This window comes from Enterobacter sp. BRE11, from assembly GCF_031844285.1.
GTDB lineage: Bacteria > Pseudomonadota > Gammaproteobacteria > Enterobacterales > Enterobacteriaceae > Pantoea.
The window spans coordinates 64,969-85,975 of sequence record NZ_JAUZUX010000013.1 but is presented as its reverse complement, the minus strand read 5'-3'; the positions used below and the strand labels follow the sequence as shown (position 1 = coordinate 85,975).

The window sequence follows — 21,007 nt, the reverse complement described above, 5'->3', positions numbered from 1 at the left end:
TTTATACTCAGTCAACATTTTTTCTGGAGTAATGATTCAATGAATGCACAACCGCAGGAAACGCAGCCCAACGTCGATGCGCAGGAAATCGCTAAGTTTGAGGCGGTCGCCTCGCGCTGGTGGGATCTGGAAGGCGAATTCAAGCCTCTGCACCGCATCAACCCGCTGCGTCTGGGCTTTATCGCGCAGCACAGCAACGGTCTGTTCGGCAAAAAAGTGCTGGACGTCGGCTGCGGCGGCGGCATCCTGGCGGAGAGCATGGCGCGCGAAGGCGCAGAGGTGACCGGTCTCGATATGGGCGCCGAACCGCTGCAGGTGGCGCGCCTGCACGCGCTGGAACAGGGAGTGACGCTCGACTACGTGCAGCAGACGGTGGAAGATCACGCCGAAGCGTTCGCCGGCCAGTATGACGTAGTGACCTGTATGGAGATGCTGGAGCACGTGCCGGATCCGCGTTCGGTTGTGCACGCCTGCGCTCGTCTGGTGAAGCCGGGTGGCGAAGTGTTCTTCTCGACCATCAACCGCAACCCCAAGGCCTGGCTGATGGCGGTGTTCGGCGCGGAATATGTGCTGCGCATGGTGCCGCGCGGCACCCATGACGTGAAGAAGTTTATCCGCCCGTCCGAACTGCTGGGCTGGGTCGACGAAACCGCGCTGCGCGAGCAGCATATCATCGGCCTGCACTACAACCCGCTGAGCGACAAATTTCGCCTCGGTGGCGGCGTCGACGTGAATTACATGGTGCATACTCGCCACGTGAAAAAGTAAGCCGCTGGCGCGCAAGGCAATTGCGCGCCCGTTATCCTGCCCTTATCGCTTTTGCTCGCGCTGTCGCTCTGCCGCTAGACGGTTGTCGGGAAAAAACACAGCGATGTGCGAAAAATCAGCGGTCGATCAAAATCTCGAATTTTTTGCCCTGCCGGTTGACAGGCTGCCGGGCCTTATAAGTCGCGGGGTTAAGAAATTTCGCACAAAATACAAGCCCCACCGCCATCATTTTTCTGTCTTGTTATCTGGCGGCAGGTCACTAGAATAACCTCCATATTGTTACTCAATCTCTTCCAACCCCCAACATATAGTGTTTATCCACAGAATTATTCACATTGAATAACCCTGTGAATAAACAGGGGACTCTTTTTCACTTACGGATGGTATAACGCGACATGAATCAAAGTCTGCTCGTTACTAAACGCGATGGCCGCCAGGAACGCATTGATCTCGATAAGATTCACCGGGTACTCGACTGGGCCGCTGAAGGACTGAATAACGTCTCTGTCTCCCAGGTTGAGCTGCGCTCCCATATCCAGTTCTACGATGGCATCAGAACTTCTGATATTCATGAAACCATCATCAAGGCCGCAGCAGACCTGATCTCGCGCGACGCGCCGGACTATCAATACCTTGCTGCCCGTCTGGCGATTTTCCACCTGCGTAAAAAAGCCTACGGCCAGTTCGAGCCGCCGAAGCTGTACGACCAGGTGGTGCGCATGGTGGAGATGGGTAAATATGACCCTCATCTGCTGGAAGACTACACGGTTGAAGAGTTCGAGCAGATGGACGGCTTTATCGACCACTGGCGCGATATGAACTTCTCCTACGCGGCGGTTAAGCAGCTGGAAGGCAAATATCTGGCGCAGAACCGCGTCACCGGCGATATCTACGAGAGCGCGCAGTTCCTCTATATCCTGGTCGCCGCCTGCCTCTTCTCCGGCTATCCGCGCGACACGCGTATGGACTACATCAAGCGCTTCTACGACGCGATCTCTACCTTTAAGATTTCGCTGCCGACGCCGATCATGTCCGGCGTCCGCACCCCAACGCGCCAGTTCAGCTCCTGCGTGCTGATTGAGTGCGGCGACAGCCTTGACTCCATTAACGCCACCTCCAGCGCTATCGTGAAGTATGTGTCGCAGCGCGCCGGTATCGGCATCAACGCCGGCCGCATTCGCGCGCTGGGCAGCCCGATCCGCGGCGGCGAAGCCTTTCACACCGGCTGTATTCCGTTCTACAAGCACTTCCAGACCGCGGTGAAGTCCTGCTCGCAGGGCGGCGTGCGCGGCGGCGCGGCGACGCTGTTCTACCCGATGTGGCATCTGGAAGTAGAGAGCCTGCTGGTGCTGAAGAACAACCGCGGCGTGGAAGGCAACCGCGTGCGTCACATGGACTATGGCGTGCAGATCAACAAGCTGATGTATCAGCGTCTGCTGAAGGGCGAAGAGATTACCCTGTTCAGCCCGTCCGACGTGCCCGGCCTGTATGACGCCTTTTTTGCCGATCAGGACGAGTTTGAGCGTCTCTACACCAAATATGAGAAAGACGACAGCATCCGCAAACAGCGCGTGAAAGCGGTCGACCTCTTCTCGCTGATGATGCAGGAGCGCGCCTCCACCGGCCGCATCTACATCCAGAACGTCGACCACTGCAACACCCACAGCCCGTTCGACGCCAGCATTGCGCCGGTGCGCCAGTCTAACCTCTGCCTGGAGATCGCGCTGCCGACCAAACCGCTGGAAGATGTCAACGACGAGAACGGCGAAATCGCCCTCTGCACCCTGTCGGCGTTTAACCTCGGCGCGATCGAGAGCCTGGACGATCTGGAAGAGCTGGCGACCCTGGCGGTACGCGCCCTGGACGCCCTGCTCGACTATCAGGACTACCCGATTCCGGCTGCGAAACGCGGCGCGATGGGCCGCCGCACCCTGGGTATCGGCGTGATCAACTTCGCTTACTACCTGGCGAAGAACGGCGTGCGCTACTCCGACGGCAGCGCCAACAACCTGACGCACAAAACCTTCGAAGCGATTCAGTACTACCTGCTGAAAGCCTCGAACGAGCTGGCGAAAGAGCAAGGCGCCTGCCCGTGGTTCAACGAAACCACCTACTCGCAGGGCATTATGCCGATCGATACCTATAAAAAGGATCTCGACACCATCTGCAACGAGCCGCTGCACCTGGACTGGGACGGCCTGCGCGAGTCAATCAAGACGCACGGCCTGCGCAACTCCACGCTCTCCGCGCTGATGCCGTCCGAGACGTCGTCGCAGATCTCTAACGCCACGAACGGTATCGAGCCGCCGCGCGGCCATATCAGCATCAAAGCCTCTAAAGATGGCATTCTGCGTCAGGTGGTGCCGGAGTATGAGCGTCTGAAAGATCAGTACGAGCTGCTGTGGGAAATGCCGTCCAACGACGGTTATCTGCAGCTGGTCGGGGTGATGCAGAAGTTTATCGATCAGGCGATCTCTTCTAACACCAACTACGATCCGTCGCGCTTTGCCAACGGCAAGGTGCCGATGAAGCAGCTGCTGAAAGATCTGCTGACCGCGTATAAGTTCGGCGTGAAAACGCTCTACTACCAGAACACCCGCGACGGCGCGGAAGACGCGCAGGACGATCTGGCGCCGTCTATCCAGGATGACGGTTGCGAAAGCGGCGCTTGTAAGATTTAAGGTTGGGCGGGAGCGCGTCTCCCGCCTGCGTTATTTCACGGGGCCGCGCTGCGCCCCGTCTACATTTGGACAGTTTGTATGGCTTACACTACGTTCTCACAGAATAAAAACGATCAGCTGAAAGAGCCGATGTTCTTTGGTCAGTCCGTCAACGTGGCGCGTTTCGACCAGCAGAAATATGACATTTTTGAAAAGCTGATTGAAAAGCAGCTCTCCTTTTTCTGGCGTCCGGAAGAGGTCGACGTCTCGCGCGACCGCATCGACTATCAGGCGCTGCCGGAGCATGAGAAACATATTTTTATCAGCAACCTGAAATACCAGACCCTGCTCGATTCGATTCAGGGCCGTAGCCCGAACGTCGCCCTGCTGCCGCTGATTTCTATTCCCGAGCTGGAAACCTGGGTCGAAACCTGGGCTTTCTCCGAGACCATCCACTCGCGCTCTTACACCCATATCATCCGCAACATCGTCAACGACCCGTCGCTGGTATTCGACGATATCGTCACCAACGAGCAGATCCTCGCGCGCGCGCAGGATATCTCTAAGTACTACGACGATCTGATCGAGATGACCAACTACTGGCATCTGCTGGGCGAAGGCACGCATCAGGTTAACGGCAAAAGCGTGACCGTGAACCTGCGCGCGCTGAAAAAGCAGCTCTATATCTGCCTGATGAGCGTGAACGCGCTGGAGGCGATCCGCTTCTACGTCAGCTTCGCCTGCTCTTTCGCTTTCGCCGAGCGCGAACTGATGGAAGGCAACGCCAAGATTATCCGTCTGATTGCCCGTGACGAAGCGCTGCACCTGACCGGCACCCAGCATATGCTGAACCTGATGCGCACCGGCGAAGACGATCCCGAAATGAAAGAGATCGCCGCCGAATGCCGTGACGAATGTTTTGATCTGTTCAAGAAAGCGGCCGAGCAGGAGAAAGAGTGGGCGGAATATCTGTTTAGCGGCGGTTCGATGATCGGCCTGAACAAAGATATTCTCTGCCAGTACATCGAGTACATCACCAATATCCGCATGCAGGCGGTGGGCCTGGATCTGCCGTTCCAGACGCGCTCCAACCCGATTCCGTGGATTAACTCCTGGCTGGTGTCGGACAACGTGCAGGTCGCGCCGCAGGAAGTGGAAGTGAGCTCCTACCTGGTGGGTCAGATCGACTCGGAAGTGGGCGAAGACGACTTTAACGATTTCCAGCTGTAAGTATGAGCCGTGCCGTTATTATCCTGCGCAGCTCTGGCCAGCGGCTGGAGTGCGCAGAGCATCACCCTAACCTGCTGACGACGCTGGAAGCGCATAATCTGTGCGTGGAGTTTCAGTGTCGCGAAGGCTACTGCGGTTCGTGCCGCACGCGCCTGCTGAAGGGCGAAGTTCACTATGCCGAAACGCCGCTGGCGTTTGTGGAGCAGGGCGAGATTTTGCCCTGCTGCTGTCTGGCGAAAGGCGAGATTGAAATCGAGCTGTAGCAAGTTTTGTTGCCTGCGATAACCGTGCCAGCGCGGGTGTCATGGCCCGATCGCAAAGACGCAAAAGCGGCATCCCTGCCAGCTCGGCCCGCCCCATCCCTGGGGCGGGACGCTTTGCTCCTCGGGCCATGACACCCGCGCCCGAGCTTTTTTGCGGTCTGTTAGCAATGACAGTGCCCTTTACAGCTTCACCGACTCCAGCGCATCAATCCAGCCGTGGCCGGTGCTGACCTCGCTGCCGTGCAGCCAGCGGCGCAGCATATTCATCGCCATCATCGCCACCACCTTCTGCCGCGTCTCCAGATTGTGCCGACCGTGAGTGAACTTCACCCGCTGTCCCCAGCTCGCTTCCGGCGTATGCAGCGCCAGCGACACTTCCCCCTCTTCCAGCGCACCGGTCGACAGCGCCAGCACCGTCCCCTGATGCGCCGCCAGCGCGCGCGTACGCTGCACCTGCTCCTCCAGCCCCTCCTGATGCGCTGGCAGAATTTCCGCCGCGCTCAGCGGCACCTCTGCCGCCGCCAGCTGCCAGTGCAGCAGTCCGGCGGTGTACTGCTCGCTAAGCGCCAGACGGAAGCCGCGATCCTTAAGCTCGCGCGCCAGCAGCGCTGGCAGACCTTCCGTGCCTTCGAAAATGGTGCACTCCGCCAGCAGCAGACGCACCTGCTGCCAGACCTGCTCCATCGCCACGCGCTGGGCGGCCGGTCCGGTCAGTTTAATTTCGATAATCGGCATTGAAGAGCGATAGCCCATCACCACCCCTTCCGGCAGCGCCAGCGGCTCAAGTTCGGCGGCAATATCGCTCTCGCCACGGCCGAAGGTGGTGAGGCGCAGGCAGAGCGGCGGGTCAGGCAGGTCGAACTGCTGCTTGAGGCGTGGCAGAATCTGCTGCTCCACCATCACCTTGAATTCAGAAGGCACGCCGGGGGTAAAGAAAATCCAGCAGCGATTCAGCCGCAGCGCAAAGCCGCAGGCGGTGCCGACCGGATTATCCAGCATTTCAGCATTGGCGGGGATCTCCGCCTGCTTGCGATTGCTCGCCGCCATTACGCGGCCGCGGCTGGCAAACCACGCCTCCATGTTATCCAGCCACGCCTGATGCAGCACCAGCTCGACGCCGCAGGCTTTCGCCGCCGCCAGCGCGCTGAGATCGTCGCTGGTCGGGCCGAGCCCACCGTTGACGATCAGCACATTCGCCACCTCGCTGCGCGCCTGGAGCGTTTCCACCAGCGACGACAGCGAATCGCCCACCGTGCTGCGGCTGCTCATCGGCAACCCGTTCTGAAACAGCACATCCGCCAGCCAGGCGGCATTAGTATCGACGATTTGGCCGTGCAGCACCTCATCCCCTGTAGACAGCATCTCGACTCTTATCACGTTGTCATCTCCTTTTGTCCATCGATCTACTGTAGGAAGCGCGCTGAGTAAACTCAACACAATAGTGCGTCTTTCGCGTCAGCGGGCGATAAGGGGCAAACAGGCAAGAAAGGCGGGGAAGGAAGAAACAAACGGCGGGTCGCCCCGCCGTTTTGAGCAGCACGCCTTAGCGACGCGCCAGCAGCAGGCCGAGCACCAGACCGGCGGCTGCGCCGATGCCGATACCCTGCCAGGGCTTCTCATGCACGTAGTCGTCGGCGCGGTAGGCGACGTTTTTCGCGCGATAGTAGTAGCTGTCGGAAGCCTGACTTACGCGTGACTTCACATCTTCCAGCGCCTGCTCCGCTTTGGTTTTGAGTTCGATGTATTTCTGATCGGTCGGATCGCCTGACGACTTCAACACCTCTTCCAGCGTCTCGGTCAATAGCGCCAAATCATCATCCAGATTGGTGTCAAAAGCTTCTGTCTCTTTTACCATCATTTCCTCCGTGTCATTTACAAAGCAGTCTTTTAACTATAGCGGCAAAATCGCCGTTTGCAGGATAGTGTCACCAGGATTCCCCCGAGTTTGCCTCAGCCCGATTTCAGACGAAATTCCTCGGCCTTCTTGATTAATCTGATAAATTTAAGGCGGACTGAATTTTTCACCTGACAGACTGTCGTACCCTGCTGTTATCTGCGCTTTTAGATCACCTGCGCGCAGAGCAGGACAGTCACAACACACTCGAACGCTAAGGAATAATTTCTGGCATGAATCGAAGAATGTTTATGAAAGCGTCAATGGCCTTCTCCGCCGTCAGCGGCATGACCGGCCTGTCCACGCTGTTTGCGCAATCCGCCTGGGCAGAAGATGGCATTGCAGACGGTGCCGCCGTGCGCTTCGATTTCGATGTACTGAAAAAGAAAGCCGCCGCGCTGGCGAAGCAGCCCTGGGGCGGCGCGCCTGGCGCGCTGCCAGAGACGCTGGCGACCCTTACGCCGCAGGCGTACAACGAAATTCAGTACGACGCCGGTCACTCGCTGTGGAACAACATCCCCGATCGTCAGCTCGACGTGCAGTTTTTCCACGTCGGCATGGGCTTTAAGCGCCGCATCCGCATGTTCTCGGTCGACGCCGACAGCCGCGAAGCGCGCGAGATCCACTTCCGCCCTGAACTGTTCAACTACAACAACGCGAAGGTGGATACGCAGCAGCTGGTGGGCAAAAACGATCTCGGCTTCGCCGGCTTCCGCGCCTTTAAAAAGCCAGAGCTGGCGCGGCGCGATATCGTCTCTTTCCTCGGTGCCAGCTACTTCCGCGCCGTGGACGACACCTATCAGTACGGCCTCTCCGCGCGCGGCGTGGCGGTCAACACCTTCAGCAACGGCGGCGAGGAGTTTCCAGACTTCACCGCATTCTGGTTTGAAACGCCGAAAGCGGACGATACCACCTTTGTCGTCTACGCCCTGCTGGACGGCGCCAGCCTGACCGGCGCCTATAAGTTCACTATTCACTGCGAGGCGACCCGCGTGGTCATGGAGGTGGAGAATCATCTCTTTGCGCGCAAGGCGATCCGCCAGCTCGGCATCGCGCCGATGACCAGTATGTTCAGCTGCGGCACCAACGAGCGCCGCATGTGCAACACCTATCATCCGCAGATCCACGACTCTGATCGCCTGGCGATGTGGAGCGGCAGCGGCGAGTGGATCGCGCGCCCGCTGAATAATCCGCAGAAGCTGCAGTTTAACGCCTATCAGGATGAGAACCCGCGCGGCTTTGGCCTGCTGCAGCTTAATCACGATTTCAAAGATTATCAGGATGTGATCGGCTGGTATGACAAACGCCCCAGCCTGTGGGTGGAGCCGATCGGCAAATGGGGCAAAGGCGCCATCAATCTGATGGAGATCCCCACCACCGGCGAAACGCTGGATAATATCGTCTGCTTCTGGCAGCCAGCCGAGCCGGTGAAGGCGGGCAGCGAATTCAGCTTCTCCTACAAGCTTTACTGGAGCGGCCTGCCGCCGGTGCGCAGCGGTCTGGCGCGCGTCGACGCCACCCGCACCGGCATCGGCGGCTTCCCGGAAGGCTGGGCGCCGGGCGAGCACTTCCCTGAGACGTGGTGCCGTCGCTTCGCCATCGATTTCGTCGGCGGAGATTTAAAAGCGGCCGCGCCGAAGGGCATCGAGCCGGTGATTACCCTGTCATCCGGCACCTTTAAGCAGGTGGAGATCCTCTACGTCGAGCCGATGAACGGCTATCGCATCCTGTTCGACTGGTATCCAGAGAGCGACGCCACTACGCCGGTGGAGATGCGTCTGTTCCTGCGCACCAAAGATGAAACCCTGAGCGAGACCTGGCTTTACCAGTACTTCCCGCCGCCGCCAGATCAGCGCAAATATGTTGATGACCGCCAGATGACGGTAGGCTAAAAGAGAAGAACGGCGAGCTAAAAGCTCGCCGTTTTTATATGGCTGATACTGAGCCGACGCGGGTGACGTGGCCCGATCGCAAAGACGCAAAAAACGGCATCCCTGCCAGCTCGGCCTGCGCCATCCCTGGCGCAGGACGCTTTGCTCTTCGGTCCACGTCACCCGCTTCCCTACCTGAGCAGCCGCCTGTAACAGCAAGCCCACGCCGTATTTATTTGCGCATATCAATATGCGGAATACCGTCTTCCAGATAGATCTCGCCGACCGCCCGAAAACCGAGGCGCCCATAGAAATCCTGCAGGTGCGCCTGCGCCGACAGATAAAGCTCGCGCCCTGGCCAGTGTCGTTCACAGCTGCGCAGCGCCTGCTCCATCAGCCGGTTGCCGAGATTGAGACCGCGCGCGCTGGCGGAGACGATTACGCGCCCAATCGCCACCGGCGCCGCCTCGTCCGCAGGCGTCAGAATACGCGCGTAGGCCACCAGTTGGTCACCGCGCATCCCCAGAATATGGCGGTTATCCGCCACCAGATCCTGACCGTCGACGTCCAGATAGGGACAGGTCTGCTCCACGATAAAGACTTCACAGCGCAGCGCCAGCAGCGCATAAAGCTGCTGCGCGCTCAGTTCGCGGTGATGCCTGTCCTGCCAGCTGATATCCATAGGCTCTCCTGAAGACAAAAAAAATCAGGCCCGTGGGCCTGATTTCATAAGGGTAAACGCAGTTTACATCAGCGGCTGCGCCATCTGTACCAGCGTAATCAGCGGCTGCGGATAGACGCCGAGCAGCAGTACCAGAATCGCGGAGATCAGCACCACCACGCCGCCGGCGGTGAACGCCCAGTTGGCCGGGGTATCGCGCGTATGCAGCTCCGGCGGGCTGAGATAAAGGCTCACGGTCACACGCAGATAGTAGTAGAGGCCGATGGCGCTGCCGACCACCACCGCCGCCGTTAGCCACCACAGCTTCGCGTTGACGCCGGAAGCGATCACGTAGAATTTGCCGATAAAGCCGAGCGTCATTGGAATGCCGGCCAGCGACAGCATCATCACCGTCATCACCGCCGACAGCACCGGACGGTGCCAGAACAGACCGCGGTAAGAGTAGAGCGAATCGGCGTCCGGGCCGCGGTACGGGCTGGACATCAGGCTGACGACGCCAAACGCGCCCAGGCTGCTGAACAGGTAGCCCGCCAGATAAACGCCTGCGGTCTCCAGCGACAGCTGATGAGTTTTCACCGCGATCAGCGCCACCAGCAGGTAGCCGAGATGGGCAATCGAGGAGTAACCCAGCAGACGTTTAATGTTGCTCTGCGAAATCGCCATCAGGTTGCCAAACAGAATCGACACGAAGGCGATCAGGCCCAGCACGGTGCGCACGGCCTCGCTGTCGGTCAGCGGCGCGTACATAAACAGACGCATGATCACGCCGAAAATGGCGATTTTACTGGCGGTAGCAAGGAAGGTCGACACCGGCGCAGGCGCGCCCTGATAGACGTCCGGGGTCCAGAGGTGGAACGGCACCAGCGACAGCTTAAAGCCAAGGCCGATAATCATCATGCCGAGACCCACCAGCAGCAGCGGCTGCTGAATCATGGTGTCGTTCAGGCTCTCTCCCAGCTTCACGAAGCTCAGGCTGCCGGAATCGGCATAGATCAGCGCGATGCCGAACAGCAGGAAAGAGGAGGCGGCCGCTGACAGAATGGTATATTTCAGCGCCGCTTCCAGCGAACGTTTCTGCCGGAAGGCGTAGCCGATCATACCGAACAGCGGCAGCGACAGCAGCTCGACACCGATAAACAGCGACGCCAGATGATTGGCGCTCGCCAGCACGATGCCGCCCAGCGCCGCAATCAGCACCAGCAGATAGAACTCATCCTTATTGTCCGGGAAACCGGCCAGCCAGGGATAGGCAAAGGTACAGGTGGCCAGACTCGCCAGAATTACCAGCGCGGTGTAGAACACGGCGTAAGGATCGACCCGCAGCAGCGGCGTCACGTCCATTGCGCCCGCCTGCCCCACAAACCAGAGCGAAACCAGCGCCAGGTTGAGACCGATGACCGTCAGCGTGGCGTTAACAAAGTGGTTGCGTCGCCAGGCAATGGACAGCATCACAACCACCACCGTCAATCCGACGATCAACAGCGGCAGCAACGCGATCAATTGTTGAAAAGTTATTGTCATGGCGAATTACGGCCTTGTAGTTGAAATTGAAGCGGTAAACCACTGCTGAATATTGCTCATGGCGGCATGGGACGTATCCAGAATCGGCTGCGGGTAAACGCCCAGCAGCACCAGCAGGACCACCAGCACCATAATCATGGTAAATTCACGCGGCGACATGCCCGGCAGCGGCTCTTTCGACTTCGCCTCGCCGTAGTAGGCGCGCTGCATCATGATCAGCGAGTAGACCGAGGCGAACACCAGACCAAAGGTAGCGATAACGATAATCACCGGCACCACCTGGAAGCTGCCCGTCAGGATCATAAATTCGCCGGCGAAGTTGCCGGTGCCCGGCATCCCCAGGTTCGCGACCGCAAAAAAGAGCGACAGACCCGGAATCCACTTAATGCGCGACCAGAGACCGCCCATCTGACGCATATCGCGCGTATGCAGACGCTCGTAGAGCTGACCGCACAGAATAAAGAGCGCGGCGGCGGAGAGGCCGTGCGCAATCATCTGCACCACCGCGCCCTGGAAGGCGAGCTGGCTGCCGGTGTAGATGGCGATCAGCACGAAGCCCATATGGGAAATCGAGGTGTAGGCGATTAAACGTTTGATATCGGTCTGCGAGAAGGCCATCCAGGCACCGTAGAAGATACCGATAATGCCCAGCCACATGGCGATCGGCGCGAATTCCGCCGAGGCGTTAGGGAACAGCGGCAGGCTAAAGCGCAGCAGACCGTAAGCAGCGGTTTTCAGCAGGATGCCTGCGAGGTCCACTGAACCTGCAGTCGGCGCCTGACTGTGGGCGTCTGGCAGCCAGCCGTGCAGCGGCACCACCGGCATTTTTACCGCGAAGGCGATAAAGAAGCCCAGCATCAGCAGATATTCCACCGTATGCGACATCGGCGTTTTCAGCAGCTGCTCGTAGTTGAACGTCCAGACGCCGGTGGCGTTGTAGTGCACAAACACCAGCGCCAGAATCGCAATCAGCATCACCAGACCAGAAGACTGGGTATAGATGAAAAACTTGGTGGCGGCGGTGATACGCGTTTTACCGTCAGATGCCTTGTGACCCCAGAGCGCGATGAGGAAGTACATCGGCACCAGCATCATCTCCCAGAAGAAGAAGAACAGGAACATATCGATCGCCAGGAAGACGCCGATGACGCCCCCCAGAATCCACATCAGGTTGAGATGGAAAAAGCCCTGATACTTCTCGATTTCGTTCCAGGAGCAAAGCACCGCCATCAGGCCGAGCAGGCCGGTCAGCACCACCATCAGCAGCGAAAGGCCATCCAGCGCCAGATGGAAATTAATGCCAAAGCGCGGGATCCAGGAGGCGGAGAACTCCGACTGCCACTGCGGCATGCCCGCGGCCTGCGTCAGTGAATAGCCGCCCTGCAGCCAGAGCTGCAGCGAAATTGCCAGCGTCAGGCCCATGGTGATCAGGGCTATCCAGCGCGGCGTTTTCGCGCCGAGGCGCTCAGCCAGCCAGCAGAGCAAGCCGCCGACGAATGGAATGATTATTAGCCAAGGTAGTAGCACTGAAGTCTTTCCCTTTTTTCTGCCTGTTTTCGGGCTATCCTGCTTGTCATTTTGGCTCCCGGCAGTGCTCGCAATCCTCACGTACTTCAGTACGCTCTGGTTGCTAAGCGCTGGCGGTCCCCAAACTGACTGCGCCGATAATGCCCTCATATAAGGCAATTTTTAACATTCTTGACCTGGGGCGACTCGCCGAGCCGCCCCGCTCATCAACCTTACACCACCAGCATCAGCGCCAGCACCACCACGGCGCCTACGCTCATCGAGGCGACATACCAGCGCAGATAGCCGTTTTCGCTGACTACCAGACCTTTGTTGGCGATACGCGACACCAGCGCAGGCAGGTTCATCACCGCATTCAGCGGGTCGCGCTGCAGCAGCCAGGCGATACCGAGATAGGGTTTGACGAACACTTTGTCATAGAGCCAGTCGAAGCCCCAGGCAGCAAACCACCAGGTGCCGAAGAAGCGGCCCGGCGCGCTGTTGGCGATGCGGCTGACCAGCTGACGTTTGCCCAGCCAGAGCGCGGCGGCGATCAGGATACCGACCACGGCGACCACGCCGGAGGCGATCTCCAGGCCGACCTTGCCCGCTTCGCCAGCTTCGCTGTGCGGCAGCACGCCCGCCAGCGGCGGCGTGATCAGCGCGCCAACGAAGGTCGACAGCACCAGCAGCACGATCAGCGGCAGATGATGAGTAATCCCTTTGCCCGCATGCGCGTGGATCTTCTCTTCGCCGTGGAACACGATGAAGATCATGCGGAAGGTATAGATAGAGGTCAGGAAGGCGCCCACCAGGCCAGCCGCCATCAGATTGATGTGGCCATTCGCCAGCGCGCCGAACAGGATTTCATCTTTACTGTAGAAGCCTGCCGTAATCAGCGGCAGCGCAGCCAGCGCGGCGCCGCCCACCAGGAAGCAGGCGTACACCAGCGGAATGCTTTTACGCAGGCCGCCCATTTTAAAGATGTTCTGCTCGTGATGGCAGGCGAGGATCACCGAACCTGACGAGAGGAACAGCAGCGCTTTAAAGAAGGCGTGCGTCATCAGGTGGAAAATCGCCGCGTCCCACGCCTGCACGCCAAGCGCCAGGAACATATAGCCGATCTGGCTCATGGTCGAGTAGGCCAGCACGCGTTTGATGTCGGTCTGCACCAGCGCGGCGAAGCCCGCCAGCACCAGCGTAATGGCACCGACGATACCGACCAGATGCAGCACGTCCGGCGTCAGCAGGAACAGGCCGTGGCTGCGGGCGATCAGATAGACGCCCGCCGTGACCATGGTTGCGGCGTGGATCAGCGCCGACACCGGCGTCGGACCGGCCATCGCATCCGCCAGCCAGGTTTGCAGCGGCAGCTGGGCCGATTTACCCACCGCGCCGCCCAGCAGCATCAGCGTCGCCCACTGCAGCATATGGTTGTCCGCCGCAAAGTGCTGCGGCGCCAGTTCCATCATCTCGCGGAAGTTGAGCGTGCCCAGTTCGTTGTAGAGGATAAAGAGCGCAAAGGCGAGGAAGACGTCCCCGACGCGGGTGATGATAAAAGCCTTCATCGCCGCTTTGCCGTTTTCCGGATTGCTGTAGTAGAAGCCGATCAGCAGATAGGAGCAGAGCCCCACCCCTTCCCAGCCGAGATACATCAGCATCAGGTTGTCAGCCAGCACCAGCACCACCATGCTCGCGATGAACAGGTTGGTGTAGGCGAAGAAGCGGGAGTAGCCCTCTTCGCCGCGCATATACCAGGAGGCGAACATGTGGATCAGGAAACCGACGCCGGTCACCACCGACAGCATGGTGAGCGACAGACCGTCGAGCGTCAGATTGACCTTGATGTCGAAATTGCCGACCTGCATCCAGGTCCAGAGCGCCTGGTTAAAGGGCTGCTGGCCATTAGCGAAAAAGTCGATACCGACATAGAGCGTCACCAGCGCCGCCAGGCCCACCGAGCCCATACCGATCGCGGCCGACAGGTTCTCCGACCAGCGACCACGCGAAAACGCCAACAGCAGGAAGCCGATTAGCGGAAACAGGATTGTTAAGTAGAGAAGATTCATCCGCGCATCTCGCTCACAGTATCAATGTTCAGCGTCTGACGACGACGATAGAGCTGAAGCAGCAGCGCCAGGCCAATGCTGGCTTCCGCCGCCGCAAGGCTGATCGCCAGGATATACATGACCTGACCATCCGCCTGTCCCCAGTAGCTGCCTGCGACGACCAGCGCCAGCGCGGCCGCGTTGATCATAATCTCAAGGCCGATCAGCATAAACAGCAGGTTGCGGCGTATCACCAGTGATGTCAGTCCAAGGACAAACAGCACGGCGGCAAGTATTAAGCCGTGTTGTAACGGGATCATGCGTGCTCCTCCTTATTGGCGTCGCGGTTGCTCAGCACCTCGCCCTGGCGCTCTTCGCGTCCAACATGGAACGCCACCACCAGACCCGCTAGCAGCAGCATAGAGGCGAGTTCTACCGCCAGAACGTAAGGGCCAAACAGGCTGATGCCTACCGCTTTGGCATCGATAACCGTACCGTCAATACCCTGATCGTTGGCGGTCAGAATGGCATACACCATCACCACCAGCAGCAGCAGAGAGACAAGGCCCGGGCCAATCCACAGCGAGGGCTGCAGCCAGTCGCGCTCCTGTTTCACCGTGGCGTTACCCAGGTTGAGCATCATTACCACGAAGACGAACAGCACCATGATGGCGCCGGCATAAACGATAATCTCCAGCGCGCCAGCGAAGTAAGCACCGAGCGAAAAGAAGACGCCCGCAACGGAGAGCAGCGACACGATCAGGTACAGCAGCGCATGTACCGGATTGGTATGGGTGATGACGCGCAGCGTCGTCAGCACCGCCACCAGTCCGCAAAGATAAAACGCAATTTCCATGCCGGGCTCCTTAAGGTAACAAGCCTTTGACGTCAATGGGTTTGGCTTCGTTTTCGGCGTCGCCCTTCTCTTTCCCTTCGATCGCCATACCTGCCATGCGGTAGAAGTTGTACTCGGGATATTTGCCCGGACCGGAGATCAGCAGATCCTCTTTTTCATACACCAGATCCTGGCGTTTGAATTCGCCCAGCTCGAAATCGGGCGTCAGCTGAATCGCGGTGGTCGGGCACGCCTCTTCGCACATCCCGCAAAAAATGCAGCGCGAGAAGTTGATGCGGAAGAATTCCGGGTACCAGCGGCCATCTTTGGTCTCTGCTTTCTGCAGCGAAATGCAGCTGACCGGACAGGCCACCGCGCAGAGGTTGCAGGCAACGCAGCGCTCTTCGCCGTCGGGATCGCGCGTCAGCACGATACGGCCGCGGTAGCGCGGCGGCAGATAAACCGGCTCCTCGGGATACATCTGCGTTTCGCGTTTGGCGAAGGCATGCATGCCTATCATCCAGATACTGCGCACTGTCGTGCCGAAGCCAACGACAATATCTTTTAAAGTCATCTCAAAAACCCCTTACTGCGCGTTGTACAGAATCACTGCGGCGGTCGCCAGCAGGTTCAACAGCGTCAACGGCAGACAGACTTTCCAGCCGAACGACAGCACCTGGTCATAGCGTGGACGCGGAAGCGCAGCACGAATCAGGATAAACATCACCATAAAGAACGCCGTTTTCAGGGCGAACCAGATGAACGGCGGCAGGAACGGGCCGTACCAGCCGCCGAAGAACAGCGTCACAATCAGCGCCGAGACGGTGGTGATAGCCACATACTCGCCGACGAAGAACAGGCCGAACTTCATACCGGCATATTCGATGTGATAGCCGTCCGCCAGCTCCTGCTCCGCTTCCGGCTGATCGAACGGATGACGGTGACACACCGCCACGCCCGCGATACAGAAGGTCAGGAAACCGAAGAACTGCGGGATGATGTTCCACAGATGCGCCTGGCTCTCGACGATAGCGGTCATATTGAATGAGCCCGCCTGCGCCACCACGCCCATCAGCGAGAGGCCGAGAAACACTTCGTAGCTCAGCGTCTGCGCAGAAGCGCGCATTGCACCCAGCAGCGAGTATTTGTTGTTGCTCGACCAGCCGGCGAACAGCACCGCGTACACCGCGAGCCCCGCCATCATCAGGAAGAAGAGCAGCCCGATGTTGAGGTCGGTCACCATCCAGCTCGGCGATACCGGCACGATGGCGAACGCAAGCAACAGGGAAACAAACGCGATTACCGGCGCCAGGGTAAAGATAAAGCGGTCGGTAAAGGGCGGAACCCAGTCCTCTTTAAAGAACATTTTGATCATATCTGCGGCGAGCTGCAGCGAACCGCCCCAGCCCACGCGGTTCGGCCCGTAGCGGTTCTGCCACAGACCGAGCAGGCGACGTTCGGCGAAGCTCATAAAGGCGCCGCACGCCACCACGACCAGCAGAATGACGATCGCTTTGACCACGGTCAGAATGATGTCGATAACGTCCGGTGTTAACCAGCTCATTGCGCCGCCTCCTGCAGTTTGTCAATGTGCGCGCCCACCAGGAACGGCGGCACGCCCGGCATACCCAGCGGCAGGCCAATCTGCCCTGGCTGCAGCGCGCTGGAGAGGCGCACCGGCAGACGCAGGGTCTCGCCGGAACAGGTGAACTCCACGGCTGCGCCTGCGTTCACGCCCAGCTTCGCCGCGTCCTGCGGGTTGATCACCAGCATCGGCTGCAGCATCCGTTTCTGGAAGACCGGCGAACGCTGAGACATCTCTTCGCTGCCGAACAGCTGGTAGCAAGGCGCCACGCGCCACTGTTCGCCGCCAACGAAGGCATTCGGCACCTCAGTGAACCACGGCAGCGACGCGTCGCCCGCCTCAAACAGACGCACGCCGGGATCGCCGTTGCGCAGCTTGCCGCCCACTTCGGCCTGGAATTTGTTCCACGCCTGCGGGGAGTTCCAGCCTGGTGCCCAGGCAAACGGAATTTGCGAACGCGGCGCACTCGGCTGGTTGTTACCTTCCATCGAGAAGGCGAACATGGTGTCCCGATCCTGCGGCTGACGCGGCTCGTGCACGCTGATATTGGCGCGCGCGGCGGTACGTCCGCTGGAGCGAATCGGCGAGCGAGCCAGTTTCTGTCCGCGAATGCGGAAGCTGGCGTCTGGCGCGGCCTCTTTAATGCCCTTCAGCTGCGGCAGCTTCGCCACGACAGCGTCGATAACGTGATCGAGCTGCGTCCAGTCGATATGACGGCTTTCCAGCGTGGTGTGCAGCGAGTGCAGCCAGCGCCAGCTCTCCAGCATCACGATGCTGTGGTCGTAGTAGGCGGGATCGTAAACCTGGAAGAAGCGCTGCGCGCGGCCTTCATGGTTGATCGAGGTGCCATCGCTTTCGGCGAAGCTGGCGGTAGAGAGCACCAGGCCCGCTTTCTCCAGCGTCGCGGTGCGCTGATGGTCAACCACAATGACGTTGGTAGCGTTAGCCAGCGCGGCATCCACCTGCGCCTTCGGCGCGTGACGGTAGAGATCGTTCTCCAGCACCACCACCGTATCCGCTTCGCCGCTGCGCAGCTGCTCCAGCGCGCTGTCGAGCGTGTTGCCGCCCATCAGGCCGAGACCCATGCTGTTCGCTGCGCCAGCCAGCAGCGTAATACCGACCTCCGCGCCGCGCGCCTTCAGCGCTTTGGCGACGTTCGCCGCCGCTTCGATCATCGCCGTGCTGCCCGAATGGGTGCCGGAAATAATCAGCGGTTTTCTCGCGCTGGCCAGCGCCTGCACCACAACGTCCAGTTTGCCGTTCAGGCTGCTGTCGAAGTCGCTTACCGCAGGCGCGCTCTCATCCAGCGCGCTGGCGATGGCGAAGCCGAGACGCGCCTGATCTTCTACCGGCGCGCGATAGCTCCACGCGGCGATATCGTCGAGGCGGGTTTCGTCGACGTGGGTAACAAACAGCGGATGTTTCGCGTGCTGACCGATATTCATAATCGCGGCGATCTGCCAGTCGGCGACTTTCTGCGCCGCGGCCATGTCGCGCGCTTTGCCTTTCACCGCCTGACGTACCGAGAGCGCCACGCGCGCGCCGACCTGGGTGAGATCTTCGCCCAACACCAGCACCGCGTCGTAGCTTTCCATTTCGCGCAGCGACGGCGTATAGATGCCGCTTTCGCGCAGCACTTTCAGCATCAGCTCCAGGCGCGCCTGTTCGCCCGCTGGCATGCCGGTCGAGAAGTTTTCTGCACCTACCAGCTCGCGCAGCGCGAAGTTGCTCTCAACGCTGGCGCGCGGAGAGCCGATACCGATCGCGCGTTTCGCCTGACGCAAGACGTCAGCCGCCGCGTTGACCGCCTGTTCCGCATTCAGCTGGACCCAGTCGTTGCCGCGCAGCAGCGCGGGGTGACGCGGACGATCCGCGCGGTTGACGTAGCCATAGCCGAAACGGCCGCGGTCGCAAAGGAAGTAGTGGTTAACCGTGCCGTTGTAGCGGTTTTCGATGCGGCGCAGCTCGCCGTAGCGCTCGCCCGGGCTGGTGTTACAGCCGACGCTGCACTGCTGGCAGATGCTCGGCGCGAACTGCATATCCCATTTACGGTTATAGCGTTCGGAATGGGTTTTGTCGGTGAAGACGCCGGTCGGGCAGATCTCCACCAGGTTGCCGGAGAATTCGCTCTCCAGCGTGCCCTCTTCCGGACGGCCGAAGTAGACGTTGTCATGCGCGCCGTAGACGCCCAGATCTTTGCCGTCGGCGTAATCTTTGTAGTAGCGCACGCAGCGGTAGCAGGCGATACAGCGGTTCATCTCATGGGAAATGAACGGGCCGAGATCCTGATTCTGGTGGGTGCGTTTCGTAAAGCGGTAGCGGCGGAAGCTATGGCCGGTCATCACCGTCATATCCTGCAGGTGACAGTTGCCGCCCTCTTCGCACACCGGACAGTCGTGCGGGTGGTTGGTCATCAGCCACTCCACCACGCTTTCGCGAAACTCTTTCGCTTCGCCGTCGTCAATGGAGATAAAGGTGCCGTCGGAGGCCGGCGTCATGCAGGACATGACGAGACGGCCGCGGGTATCCTCGGCGTTCTGGAATTGCTTCACCGCGCACTGGCGGCAAGCCCCAACGCTTCCCAGCGCCGGATGCCAGCAAAAATAAGGAATATCAAGGCCCAGAGAGAGACACGCCTGCAGCAGGTTGTCCGCCCCGTTCACATCATATTCTTTACCGTCTACATGAATTGTAGCCATAGTGAACATGCTTCCGTAAGGCTCGTCAGAGACGAGCGTTAATCATATTCTCGCCCCGGTTATGGGGCTGCGGCGCAGAGCCGGTTCCGTGTGCTGCGGTGAATTACCAGCGTGCTTTCAGCAGGTTAGGCTGAATACCGCCAATCGCGCGCGTATTGCCGAAGACCTGTGGCGCCATGCCAGCTTCAAACTCTTCACGGAAATATTTAATCGCGCTCTGTAGCGGCTCCACCGCGCCAGGCGCGTGGGCGCAAAAGGTTTTACCTGGGCCGAGCTGGCGACAAAGCTGCAGCAGGGTTTCGATATCGCCCGGCTGACCTTTGCCCTGCTCCAGCGCGCGCAGGATCTTCACGCTCCACGGCAGGCCGTCGCGGCACGGCGTACACCAGCCGCAGGATTCACGCGCGAAAAACTCTTCCAGGTTGCGCACCAGCGACACCATATTAATCTCGTGGTCGACCGCCATCGCCAGCGCCGTACCAAGGCGGCTGCCCGCTTTACCAATGCTGGCGAACTCCATCGGGAGATCGAGGTGCTGCTCAGTGAGGAAGTCGGTGCCCGCGCCGCCTGGCTGCCACGCTTTGAAGCGCAGGCCGTCGCGCATGCCGCCGGCGTAATCTTCCAGAATTTCACGCGCGGTAATGCCGAACGGGAGTTCCCACACGCCCGGGTTTTTTACCCGACCGGAGAAGCCCATCATCTTGGTGCCGGCATCTTCGCTTTTTGAGAGGCCTTTGTACCACTCAACGCCGTTGGCAAGGATCGCCGGCACGTTAGAGAGGGTTTCCACGTTGTTGACGCAGGTCGGCTTGCCCCATGCGCCCGCGCTCGCCGGGAATGGCGGCTTGGAACGCGGGTTAGCGCGACGCCCTTCCAGTGAGTTGATCAGCGCCGTCTCTTCGCCGCAAATATAGCGGCCCGCGCCGGTGTGCACGATCAGCTCGAAGTCGAAACCGGTACCGAGAATGTTCTTGCCAAGAAAGCCCGCTTCGGTCGCTTCCGCGATGGCGCGACGCAGGTTTACCGCCGCCTCGATATATTCGCCGCGCAGGAAGATATAGCCGCGATAGGCTTTCAGGGCGAAGGCGCTGATCAGCATACCTTCCACCAGCTGGTGCGGCATCTGCTCCATCAGCAGGCGGTCCTTATAGGTGCCCGGCTCCATCTCATCGGCGTTGCACAGCAGGTAGCGGATGTTCATGGATTCATCTTTCGGCATCAGGCTCCACTTCAGACCGGTGGAGAAGCCTGCGCCGCCGCGCCCTTTCAGGCCAGAATCTTTCACCGCCGCGACAATCTCGTCCGGCGCCATGCCGTTCAGCGCTTTTTCCGCGCCGGCATAGCCGTTTTTGCTGCGGTATTCTTCGAACCAGACCGGCTGCTTGTCATCGCGCATGCGCCAGGTCAGCGGGTGCGTTTCCGCAGTACGAATGATCTGTTTGATG

Annotated in this window: 17 protein-coding genes; 5 read left to right on the top strand and 12 right to left on the bottom strand. The window is 59.7% G+C overall.

Going from position 1 to position 21,007, the window contains the following annotated elements:
- The first annotated feature begins 39 nt into the window (after positions 1-39).
- The 4 genes from ubiG (at position 40) to yfaE (ending at position 4,921) form a co-directional block, all read left to right on the top strand.
- Positions 40-768, top strand: coding sequence for a bifunctional 2-polyprenyl-6-hydroxyphenol methylase/3-demethylubiquinol 3-O-methyltransferase UbiG (gene ubiG, locus Q9R34_RS15160; protein WP_485894741.1), 729 nt, complete (start codon positions 40-42; stop codon positions 766-768).
- 395 nt (positions 769-1,163) lie between these two features.
- Positions 1,164-3,449, top strand: a complete 2,286-nt coding sequence (gene nrdA / locus Q9R34_RS15155; RefSeq protein ID WP_434122787.1) for a class 1a ribonucleoside-diphosphate reductase subunit alpha — start codon at positions 1,164-1,166, stop codon at positions 3,447-3,449.
- Between the two features lie 78 nt (positions 3,450-3,527).
- Positions 3,528-4,658 (top strand): class Ia ribonucleoside-diphosphate reductase subunit beta, encoded by a 1,131-nt coding sequence (gene nrdB / locus Q9R34_RS15150; protein WP_434122786.1) that lies wholly within the window; start codon positions 3,528-3,530, stop codon positions 4,656-4,658.
- A 2-nt stretch (positions 4,659-4,660) separates the two neighbouring features.
- Positions 4,661-4,921, top strand: coding sequence for a class I ribonucleotide reductase maintenance protein YfaE (yfaE, locus tag Q9R34_RS15145; RefSeq protein WP_033791632.1), 261 nt, complete (start codon positions 4,661-4,663; stop codon positions 4,919-4,921).
- A 180-nt stretch (positions 4,922-5,101) separates the two neighbouring features.
- On the opposite strand, the gene Q9R34_RS15140 is transcribed toward yfaE, so the two are convergent.
- Entirely contained in the window at positions 5,102-6,298 is a 1,197-nt protein-coding gene (locus Q9R34_RS15140) for a nicotinamide mononucleotide deamidase-related protein YfaY (protein ID WP_485894739.1), read from the bottom strand.
- Positions 6,299-6,464: 166 nt separating this feature from the next.
- Positions 6,465-6,776, bottom strand: a complete 312-nt coding sequence (gene elaB, locus Q9R34_RS15135; RefSeq protein ID WP_033750444.1) for a stress response protein ElaB — start codon at positions 6,774-6,776, stop codon at positions 6,465-6,467.
- 272 nt (positions 6,777-7,048) lie between these two features.
- Here elaB and Q9R34_RS15130 point away from each other — a divergent pair, with 272 nt between their 5' ends.
- Positions 7,049-8,707 carry a glucan biosynthesis protein D gene (locus Q9R34_RS15130; protein ID WP_434122784.1) on the top strand — a complete coding sequence of 553 codons (1,659 nt, stop codon included), beginning with the start codon at positions 7,049-7,051 and terminating at the stop codon, positions 8,705-8,707.
- 211 nt (positions 8,708-8,918) lie between these two features.
- On the opposite strand, the gene Q9R34_RS15125 is transcribed toward Q9R34_RS15130, so the two are convergent.
- From Q9R34_RS15125 to nuoF, 10 genes are all read right to left on the bottom strand, one after another.
- The gene (locus tag Q9R34_RS15125; protein WP_485894736.1) at positions 8,919-9,368 is read right to left on the bottom strand and encodes a GNAT family N-acetyltransferase; all 450 of its coding nucleotides are present in this window, start codon (positions 9,366-9,368) and stop codon (positions 8,919-8,921) included.
- 63 nt (positions 9,369-9,431) lie between these two features.
- Positions 9,432-10,889, bottom strand: a complete 1,458-nt coding sequence (gene nuoN / locus Q9R34_RS15120; RefSeq protein WP_434122781.1) for an NADH-quinone oxidoreductase subunit NuoN — start codon at positions 10,887-10,889, stop codon at positions 9,432-9,434.
- A 6-nt stretch (positions 10,890-10,895) separates the two neighbouring features.
- Positions 10,896-12,416, bottom strand: coding sequence for an NADH-quinone oxidoreductase subunit M (nuoM, locus tag Q9R34_RS15115; RefSeq protein ID WP_434122780.1), 1,521 nt, complete (start codon positions 12,414-12,416; stop codon positions 10,896-10,898).
- A 212-nt stretch (positions 12,417-12,628) separates the two neighbouring features.
- Complete coding sequence (gene nuoL, locus Q9R34_RS15110) at positions 12,629-14,464, bottom strand: NADH-quinone oxidoreductase subunit L (RefSeq protein ID WP_434122779.1); 1,836 nt, start codon at positions 14,462-14,464, stop codon at positions 12,629-12,631.
- Positions 14,461-14,763: an NADH-quinone oxidoreductase subunit NuoK gene (nuoK, locus tag Q9R34_RS15105; protein ID WP_003854236.1), complete on the bottom strand. Its 303-nt coding sequence runs from the start codon at positions 14,761-14,763 to the stop codon at positions 14,461-14,463. Before nuoK ends, nuoL begins: the two co-directional genes overlap by 4 nt.
- A complete protein-coding gene (nuoJ, locus tag Q9R34_RS15100) occupies positions 14,760-15,299 on the bottom strand; it encodes an NADH-quinone oxidoreductase subunit J (RefSeq protein WP_434122778.1) in 540 nt (179 codons plus the stop codon). Before nuoJ ends, nuoK begins: the two co-directional genes overlap by 4 nt.
- A gap of 10 nt (positions 15,300-15,309) precedes the next feature.
- The gene (gene nuoI / locus Q9R34_RS15095) at positions 15,310-15,852 is read right to left on the bottom strand and encodes an NADH-quinone oxidoreductase subunit NuoI (protein ID WP_033750468.1); all 543 of its coding nucleotides are present in this window, start codon (positions 15,850-15,852) and stop codon (positions 15,310-15,312) included.
- A 12-nt stretch (positions 15,853-15,864) separates the two neighbouring features.
- Positions 15,865-16,842: an NADH-quinone oxidoreductase subunit NuoH gene (gene nuoH / locus Q9R34_RS15090; RefSeq protein ID WP_434122777.1), complete on the bottom strand. Its 978-nt coding sequence runs from the start codon at positions 16,840-16,842 to the stop codon at positions 15,865-15,867.
- Positions 16,839-19,562 (bottom strand): NADH-quinone oxidoreductase subunit NuoG, encoded by a 2,724-nt coding sequence (nuoG, locus tag Q9R34_RS15085; protein WP_485894732.1) that lies wholly within the window; start codon positions 19,560-19,562, stop codon positions 16,839-16,841. Before nuoG ends, nuoH begins: the two co-directional genes overlap by 4 nt.
- Before the next feature lie 103 nt (positions 19,563-19,665).
- Positions 19,666-21,006, bottom strand: coding sequence for an NADH-quinone oxidoreductase subunit NuoF (nuoF, locus tag Q9R34_RS15080; RefSeq protein WP_187143684.1), 1,341 nt, complete (start codon positions 21,004-21,006; stop codon positions 19,666-19,668).
- Between the last annotated feature and the right edge of the window lies 1 nt (position 21,007).

Coding starts and splice junctions, on each gene's coding strand:
- ubiG (WP_485894741.1), top strand. CDS start 40: ATGAATGCACAACCGCAGGAAACGCAGCCCAACGTCGATGCGCAGGAA.
- nrdA (WP_434122787.1), top strand. CDS start 1,164: ATGAATCAAAGTCTGCTCGTTACTAAACGCGATGGCCGCCAGGAACGC.
- nrdB (WP_434122786.1), top strand. CDS start 3,528: ATGGCTTACACTACGTTCTCACAGAATAAAAACGATCAGCTGAAAGAG.
- yfaE (WP_033791632.1), top strand. CDS start 4,661: ATGAGCCGTGCCGTTATTATCCTGCGCAGCTCTGGCCAGCGGCTGGAG.
- elaB (WP_033750444.1), bottom strand. CDS start 6,776: ATGGTAAAAGAGACAGAAGCTTTTGACACCAATCTGGATGATGATTTG.
- Q9R34_RS15130 (WP_434122784.1), top strand. CDS start 7,049: ATGAATCGAAGAATGTTTATGAAAGCGTCAATGGCCTTCTCCGCCGTC.
- Q9R34_RS15125 (WP_485894736.1), bottom strand. CDS start 9,368: ATGGATATCAGCTGGCAGGACAGGCATCACCGCGAACTGAGCGCGCAG.
- nuoN (WP_434122781.1), bottom strand. CDS start 10,889: ATGACAATAACTTTTCAACAATTGATCGCGTTGCTGCCGCTGTTGATC.
- nuoL (WP_434122779.1), bottom strand. CDS start 14,464: ATGAATCTTCTCTACTTAACAATCCTGTTTCCGCTAATCGGCTTCCTG.
- nuoK (WP_003854236.1), bottom strand. CDS start 14,763: ATGATCCCGTTACAACACGGCTTAATACTTGCCGCCGTGCTGTTTGTC.
- nuoJ (WP_434122778.1), bottom strand. CDS start 15,299: ATGGAAATTGCGTTTTATCTTTGCGGACTGGTGGCGGTGCTGACGACG.
- nuoI (WP_033750468.1), bottom strand. CDS start 15,852: ATGACTTTAAAAGATATTGTCGTTGGCTTCGGCACGACAGTGCGCAGT.
- nuoH (WP_434122777.1), bottom strand. CDS start 16,842: ATGAGCTGGTTAACACCGGACGTTATCGACATCATTCTGACCGTGGTC.
- nuoG (WP_485894732.1), bottom strand. CDS start 19,562: ATGGCTACAATTCATGTAGACGGTAAAGAATATGATGTGAACGGGGCG.